6 protein-coding genes are annotated in these 8,023 nt (G+C 56.5%); all 6 read left to right on the plus strand.

All coding sequences use genetic code 11. The features are described 5' to 3' along the window. Window positions 1-624: 624 nt before the first annotated feature. Window positions 625-1,413 (plus strand): hypothetical protein, encoded by a 789-nt coding sequence (locus D7Y15_RS40785; RefSeq protein ID WP_199746049.1) that lies wholly within the window; start codon window positions 625-627, stop codon window positions 1,411-1,413. Beyond that, window positions 1,410-1,991 carry a hypothetical protein gene (locus D7Y15_RS40790; RefSeq protein WP_121755954.1) on the plus strand — a complete coding sequence of 194 codons (582 nt, stop codon included), beginning with the start codon at window positions 1,410-1,412 and terminating at the stop codon, window positions 1,989-1,991. The genes D7Y15_RS40785 and D7Y15_RS40790 overlap by 4 nt, the downstream gene beginning before the upstream one ends. A 2-nt stretch (window positions 1,992-1,993) precedes the next feature. Continuing rightward, the gene (locus tag D7Y15_RS40795) at window positions 1,994-5,392 is read left to right on the plus strand and encodes a UvrD-helicase domain-containing protein (protein WP_121755957.1); all 3,399 of its coding nucleotides are present in this window, start codon (window positions 1,994-1,996) and stop codon (window positions 5,390-5,392) included. 86 nt (window positions 5,393-5,478) lie between these two features. Next, window positions 5,479-6,234 (plus strand): multiubiquitin domain-containing protein, encoded by a 756-nt coding sequence (locus D7Y15_RS40800; RefSeq protein ID WP_121755955.1) that lies wholly within the window; start codon window positions 5,479-5,481, stop codon window positions 6,232-6,234. After that, entirely contained in the window at window positions 6,209-7,384 is a 1,176-nt protein-coding gene (locus D7Y15_RS40805) for a ThiF family adenylyltransferase (protein ID WP_121755956.1), read from the plus strand. The genes D7Y15_RS40800 and D7Y15_RS40805 overlap by 26 nt, the downstream gene beginning before the upstream one ends. A 29-nt stretch (window positions 7,385-7,413) precedes the next feature. Next, complete coding sequence (locus D7Y15_RS40810; RefSeq protein ID WP_199746050.1) at window positions 7,414-7,848, plus strand: DUF6527 family protein; 435 nt, start codon at window positions 7,414-7,416, stop codon at window positions 7,846-7,848. Window positions 7,849-8,023: the final 175 nt, after the last annotated feature.

Genomic DNA, 8,023 nt, shown 5'->3' on the forward strand with positions numbered 1-8,023 from the left:
CCGCCCCATGCCGGCGACCATCTCCTCAAGGTAGGCGCTCAGCGCCTCGTCCAGCTTGCGCAGCTGTCCCGGTGTCATCCCGACCGTAGATCATGGCAGCCACCTGGATTCAAGTGACCGGGTAGTATTAGGTCCGTAGCCACTTGCCAACGGCCCCTAATTACGCATCAAAGAAGGCAAGGGGCTCAGGCATCTGCCCTAATGTGGAACCGTCCCCTTGACCGGGCACTCAACACGACGCGTCACTGCCTTCAGAGATGTCACTCCGCGTACTGGTTCACTCGTTCCCAACCATGCGCCTAGTCCGCCGCTCCCCACAAAGAGGTATTCAGTACATAGGAAGGGCCTACGTACTATCTCAATGGAGATGATTGGGTACGCTGTCGCCGATCATATTGGACCAACGTAGCAGGCGGCATCCCTGATACGGCCACACACTCCAGAGAGAGGATTCTGTGAGCACCAGCGTTCCGTGCATCAACTGCGCAGCCAATATGCCCTCTACCGAAGCATTCATCAAACTCCAACGCCCGCCGCCACAACAACGAACCCGCCAAAACACACAAGCAACCTCAACACAGCCCACCACAAACGCAACTCACACACTCCAGTCAGAGGCTGGCATTGGCAACTCCCCTCAGAAAAAAATCAAACGGAAACACATATACCAGGACTCCGCACATTCAGACCAAGCTGGTCGAATTAGAGAGCCTGCCACGAGACGAACTCGTCGTCAGGGCTCGTGTCGCGAATCAAGAGGATCCTTTCTACGTCCCGAGCGAATGCTTGCTCTATTTTGTCCGGGCGGGCAGGGATGGCGCGTTAGATGCTTCCCACAGACAGCTCTACAGAATCTTGCTGGAGCGTATAATGCGATGCCTTCCCAAGAGAGACCGCGTCGGATCAAGGGACATATCGTTTATAGCAACCAACATCAGAGAACAGGTTCTCTCCGAATTTTCAGAACTACTTGCCATCGACAGAGTGGCATACACGGAGAAGCTTGATTTCTACGAAGTACGCTTTGATTCGGCTCTAAGAAACCTGCGGCTTGACGCCCAGAAGCAGGCTTGGAGAGAAGAGCAACGCTCGACTGTTCTTGAGGTCGACGAGGAGACAGGCGAGTTCGACATCGAGATTGAGTGTGCAACCGGTAGCTTTGACCCCTTCAGCGACATGGAGAATGCCTCTGCCATGTACCGGTCTCTCCTAGATGCGGCGATTGACGCTTTGCCAACAAATCAACGGAGGGTCATCGAGATGATTCGGCTAGGCTTCCTAATTGACTCCAAGCAGGCAGGCGCAGTCACCATTTCCAACACACTGGAAAAGTCTGAAAAGACCATCAGGAACTATCGTGACAGGGCCATGATCAGCCTACGTTCTGCTCTATCCAAAGGAGACGAGCCATGACGTCCCACACTTCGCGGCCATCTCGCGACGATGTTCTAAACGCATTTGCAGTAGAGCCCACTCCAGGTCGTGAAACACTCGAACGATACCTGCGCGACTATCCAGACCTCGCCGACGACCTCATCGACCTGTCGCGAGAATTGTCCCGCGACTACTGCGAGGACAAAGAGCCACTATCCCCTGAGGACGAAGCGCTTATCGATGCCGCTTGGCGCCGCCACCAGGAAAGCACTCGGAGGACTACTACGAACCCTTTCGACGCCTTGTCGCCGGACAAGGTCCGTGACCTCGCAATGAAGCTTGAGGTACCACGACAGATCATTACAGCCTTCAGAGATCGCCAAGTGGAGACCACCTCGGTTCCACGACACTTCTTGTCACGCCTAGCCGCAGCATTAGATGTCACGCTTGGCGTCCTTGTCGACATTCTCGCATTGCCACAGACACCGGATCCGGCTCGCAGTTACAAATCGAATGCAAAGCCACACATGGATGCCCCCGTGAGCTTCGAACGCCTACTGATTGACGCAGGCGTTCCCGACGAGAAGCGCTTTATCTTGATGACGGACGACAACTGACGATGGACAGAGTCGAACTCGGAAGACAGACGGCAACAACACTGCATCTAAAGGCTGTTGCCAACGGGCTCGACCCATGGAAACCCTATGAGTTTGCAGTGGCTGAAGCCAGGCGGCGGGGACTTGATGTCGAGCCAACCGCCGTCGGCTCTGCACTGCTGAACGGAGGGCGCGCGGCGTTCATTCCTAGGGATAGACTCATACTGCACGAAAACGCCGGCTCGAGCTTTGAGCAAGCGTTTCTCATTGCGCACGAATTAGGTCATGTAGAGCTTGGCGACGACATCGAGGCAGAGCCGGCAAATACTATCGACCCTGCGCGCCCGGCGGAACCTTCGCCGATTGGAGCCGAGCGCGTAGTTGATTATGGTCGCCGACAGCGACGCGAAGTACAGATGGACCTGTTTGCGCGTGAATTCCTGCTTCCGCGACCTGTGGCGCGGAAGCTTCATCTTGAGGATAACCTGCAGGTTACAGATATCGCCGAGCGGCTTGGCGCGCCCTTAGACGTGGTAGCGCAGCAACTGTTCGACGCGCTTTTGCTGCCATCGATTTCCCCCGGCGCAATGACATCAGGAGTTGAGCATCCCCTCAACTCGTTGCAGGCCTCCGCAGCCGACCATCGTGGCATTGCCTATCTGCTTGAAGCCGGCCCTGGCACTGGAAAAACCCAGACATTGACCGGTCGAGTCGAGAGGCTCCTAACTGAAGGCATTGATCCCCGAACAATTCTTCTCCTGACGTTCTCTAACAAAGCCGCCCACGAGATGGCCTATCGAATAGCGCAAAAGCACAAGGATTCGGCGGCTGCGATGTGGATCGGGACGTTTCACTCTTTTGGGCTCGACTTGATCCACCGATTTCATGCCGAGTTGGGGCTCCCCAAGGAGCCTCGAATGATTGATCGTGTTGAAGCGGTTGAACTCCTTGAGCGAGAGTTCCCGCGACTCGACCTGAGGCACTACCGCAACCTCTACGACCCAACTCAAATCATATCTGATGCGCTGGCGGCAATCTCACGGGCGAAGGACGAAGTGGTCGACGAAACTCGCTACCTCCAGCTTGCCGAGGCGATGCTTTTCAATGCTCGTGATGACGAAACGATAAGAGCGGCTGAAAAGGCAATAGAAGTCGCTCGCATCTATGCAGCATATGAGACCCTCAAGCGGCAAGAGCACCGTATTGACTTTGGAGATCTAGTAGCCATGCCTGCGCGGCTCCTCGAAGGGAGCCCAGCGATCCGCACACACCTACAAGAGCAGTACAAACACATATTGGTAGATGAATATCAGGATGTAAATCGGAGCAGCGTTCGGCTCCTGTCTGCACTGTGCGGCACTGGCGAAAATCTCTGGTGTGTCGGGGATGCGAAGCAGTCAATCTATCGTTTCAGAGGTGCATCGTCATTCAACATGGCGCGCTTCGGCACGGAAGATTTTACTGGTGGTATTCGAGGCCGTCTAAAGAAAAATTATCGATCCACTGAGGAGATAGTTAACGCATTCTCCACGTTCGCTGTCGGCATGAAAACTGGTGGCGCAGTTGCAAGATTGGAGGCAGACCGAGGAGTAAGCGGGAATCGCCTCGAATTGCGCACCGTCGAACGTTCAGAACTGCAACTAGCCGCGCTAGCGGACGGAATTGAGGAAATGCGCAGAGCGGGCCATGCATATCATAATCAAGCAGTGCTCTGCACTGGCAATGAGATGCTGTCATCAATGGCACAGGGGCTTGAGCGCCTGGGAGTACCTGTACTATTTCTTGGCAGTCTCTTTGAACGGCCGGAGATCAAAGACCTTCTCTCGCTGCTGTCGCTACTTACCGATCCTTGGGCGATGGGGCTCACTCGGGTAGCATGCTGGCCAGAATTCTCCCTGTCGATTACCGATGTAGCGGCGGTATTTGACCACCTCCGCGACGCGAAAAAGGAGCCAGGTGCGTGGTTGCGAAGCCTTGGCGCAATACCTGAGCTCTCACAGGTGGGGCGAAGATCGCTTGAAGGGCTGGCGAGAACACTCTGCGACTTTGACCAGACCTCGTCGCCATGGACAGTGCTCGCACATGTACTGCTCAGTCGGACACGAATAGCTGCACGGATCGCCGATTCATCCTCCATCTCAGATCGGACGCGTGGGATTGCTATCTGGCAGTTGATGAATTTCCTGCGTGTGCAACCGCCTGGCCCTGGCTTACCTATTGTTCGACTGCTCGATCGCGTACGCCGCCTCGTTCGTCTTGGAGACGATCGCGACCTGAGACAACTTCCGGCTGCAGCCCAGGGTCTTGATGCCGTGCGGCTCATGACCATTCATGGGGCGAAGGGACTTGAATTCCCAGTCATTCACGTGCCAAGCCTGAATCAGGGCACCATGCCCCGGAAGCCGCCATCGCCGCCATGCCCCCCACCAACGGGCATGGTTGAAGGTGCGCAAGGTAATACTGATGATAGCTTCGATAATAGTCAGGCCGAAGAGCAGGAGTGCTTGTTCTACGTGGCTTTGTCCCGTGCCCGTGATCGACTGGTTCTGTACGCCCCAACGAAGAAATCCAATGGCTATACATGGACACTATCATCCTTTCTCGGCCGGCTGGGTGGGGTCCTGTCTCAGCGGCAGGTCAGTCCCACTCCGGGCCGTGTGATGGCGCCCGAGACAGGAGAGATCAAACTCGACATTCGAGGACGCCTAAGCTTCAGCTCACGGCAGATTGCACTGTACGAGCGCTGTCCCCGCCGCTTCTTCTATTCTCATGTACTTCACGTAGGCGGGCGCAGAACAATGACTGCCTTCATGCAGATGCACGAAGCAGTCCGCACCGTTGTCGAAGCCATCATCGCAAATGGACAGATTCCGGCAGACAGCGAGTTGGAGCGGGAACTGATCGCCGCGTTCGCGGCCCATGGCTTAGCCGGACACGGCTACGTCGACGATTTCAAGGCGCTCGCCCTCGCCATGCTTCGGTACTTCATTTCGGTTCGCATGGGGGTGATGTCGGAGACACTACCTGCTCTACGCATTGCCGCTGGTGACGACGAAATCGTCGTCTACGCAGACGACGTGCTCGTGCGACCGGATGGCGTCCGAGTGTTTCGTCGCATCCAAACCGGTCATTTCCGCTCCGCAGATACCACGGACGTGGGCGCCGCCGCGTTTCTTCTCGCCACTCAGCAGGTCTCCCCGGGGGCCGCCGTTGAACTCGTCCATCTATCGGACCAGACCTCAAGACCCCTGAATTTGTCGCCCAAGGAACTGGAGAAGCGACGGGGCAAGCTCGTCGAATTTTTACAGCAGATTCGTAAAGGTTATTTTCCTGCGGACTCGTCACCGCGCAGCTGTCCGGGCTGCCCGGCCTTCTTTGTGTGCGGGCCGACCCCGGACGGAGTCCTCCCACGAGAATTTTAACCGACGTTACCGGTCGCTTTTTGTCACGTCGATTGAGCCTGCGAGAGCCGGGAGTGACCCGGCCCAGCGTGTGAGGCGCAATCACAATGAAGACCGACGAACTTTTGGAGTACGACGATGTGGGCGAAGCACTGCGGGAAAACCGGGCCTTGCGACTCGCTCGCGGCTACCGGATCCAGGTCGCGCAGGGCGACCTTTCCTTCCGACCTGTGCTCGTGGCTGATCCCATTCCCTTGGGACGCCAGATCATGTCCAGCGCGGGACTGGATCCGCGCGGAGGCTACAGCCTCTTCGCGATTCTGCCCTCTGGTGACTTCGAGGACCTCCGACTCGACGAGCCGTTCGATCTCCGCGCCCGCGGTGCCGAGCGCTTCGTCGCGTTTCAGACGGATCGCGACTTCAAGCTGACGCTGGATGGCAGCCAGCTCTCATGGGGTAAGCCGGCCATCAGTGGTGCTGCGCTCTACGCTCTGGCGAGAATCGGTGAGGATAAGGCGGTCTTCCTTGAGGTGCGCGGCGGTAAAGACCGACTCGTCGCGCCTCATGAACTGATCGACCTCACGGCTCCGGGTATCGAGCACTTCATCACTGCGCCGAAACCTACTTTGACGTTCGAAATCATCGTGAACGCGCGGCCTCGGGTGGTGAACAACAAGTTGGTGACCTTCGAGCAGGTTGTTCACCTTGCCTTTCCGGGCACTCACGAGCCGAACGCTGCGTTCTCGATGACCTACCGCCATGCCGTGTCCAAGCCACACGCTGGCGAACTTGGTGCTGGGGGCGTCGTCGAAGTCAAGGAGCGGGGGACCATCTTCAATGTCACCAAGACTGTTCAGTCATAGCCCCGACCTGAAGCAACTGCGCGACGAGGGCTACTTCATGCAAATCCGGGGGAACTGCCTGGTAATGCGTGAAGTGCCCTACGTCGATTCTCAGCGACAGGTGAGGACTGGGTCCCTTATCTCCAGTCTGGCTCTCGCGGGAGACATCACCTGTCCTCCGGATACGCACGTTGTGCACTTCGACGGCAGCTTCCCGTGCCAAGCGGACGGGACGCCAATCCAAGGGATCAGCCACCAAACTGGCGACTTCACCCTTGGCGATGGGGTGACAGCGAAGCATTCATTCTCCAGCAAGCCGGCCGATGGTTACTCTGACTACCACCAGAAGATGACCACCTACGCGAACATCATTTCTGGTCCGGCGAAGGTCTTGAAGCCAGACGTCAGCCCGAGAGTCTTTCGTGAGCCTGAAATTGAGGATAACAGCATCTTCAACTACATGGAGACCGCGTCGGGCCGCGTAGGAATCAGCGCGCTGACCGAACGTCTCGCGTCAGAGAAAGTGGCAATTGTCGGCTTGGGCGGCACCGGCTCATATGTACTCGATTTTGTTGCCAAGACGCCGGTTCGGGAGATTCGTCTGTTCGATGACGACACCTTCCTGCAACACAATGCATTTCGTGCACCAAGCGCAGCATCTATCGAAGAATTGCGCGATGCACCCAAGAAGGTTGACTACTTCAAATCCGTCTATTCGAAGATGCACCGCGGGATTGCTGCACATGCAGTGCGCCTCGATGCCAGTAACGTTCATTTTTTGACAGGAATATCTTTCGCCTTCATCTGCATGGACTCCGGGGGTGCCAAGCGCACCATCATTGAGAAATTGGAGACGCTCGGAGTCGCGTTCGTGGATGTTGGACTGGGCTTGGAACTGGTCAACGGCTCATTGGGAGGGATTCTGCGAGTTACGGCGAGCACTCCGCAGAAGCGCGACCATGTCCATAAGGGTCGCATCTCTTTTTCTGGCGGTGGCGCGGATGACCTCTACTCATCCAATATCCAAGTCGCTGACCTAAATGCTTTGAATGCAGTGCTAGCCATCATCAAGTGGAAGAAAATTCGCGGTTTCTACCGCGACTTGGAAAACGAGCACCACAGCACCTATACGACTGATGGAAACATGCTACTGAACGAGGATTGCAAATGATGCGATACTCTCGTCTCAGGCATCAGTTCGTGCAGTACATCCCGGAACAATTAGAGCCGGAATTGCTCTATGTTTCGCTTGAGTACGGCACAGTTGCCCATCTTTGCTGCTGTGGTTGTGGCGAGGAAGTGGTGACACCTTTGACGCCAACCGATTGGAGAATTACGTATGATGGGCAAACGATTTCTTTGTGGCCATCGATCGGCAACTGGAACATCGCATGCCGCTCGCATTATGTCATTGACCGAGGATGGGTGATTGAGGCTCGCCCCTGGTCGGACAAGCGGATCGAGGCGGAACGCCGACGGGATAAGAAAGCAAAGGCCCGCTACTACGGGACATCCGAAAGAACCGAAGAAGTCGTGCCAGCGGACACTGCCCGACCGTCAGCATTGGCTCTGCCCCCCATGGGAAAGCTAAGGCAGTGGCTTTCACGGCTGCTACTTGTCCGCAAACCAAGTTGAGCTATTCGGAACGGGGGTCCAGTTATCAAGCATGTCGTGGGTTTATCCGGCGCTCTCAATCGGTCGTCGCAACAGCTGACGCGAATACTTCGGCAGGCGTTCGCCATGCAAGTGTTTGACGCGGGCGCCCGTTGAGTTCATGCGCGATGGCGTCGAGTTGCTTGCCAGAGAGGGC

The organism is Corallococcus sp. AB030 (assembly GCF_003668965.1).
In the GTDB taxonomy this organism is placed as follows: Bacteria; Myxococcota; Myxococcia; order Myxococcales; family Myxococcaceae; genus Corallococcus; species Corallococcus exiguus.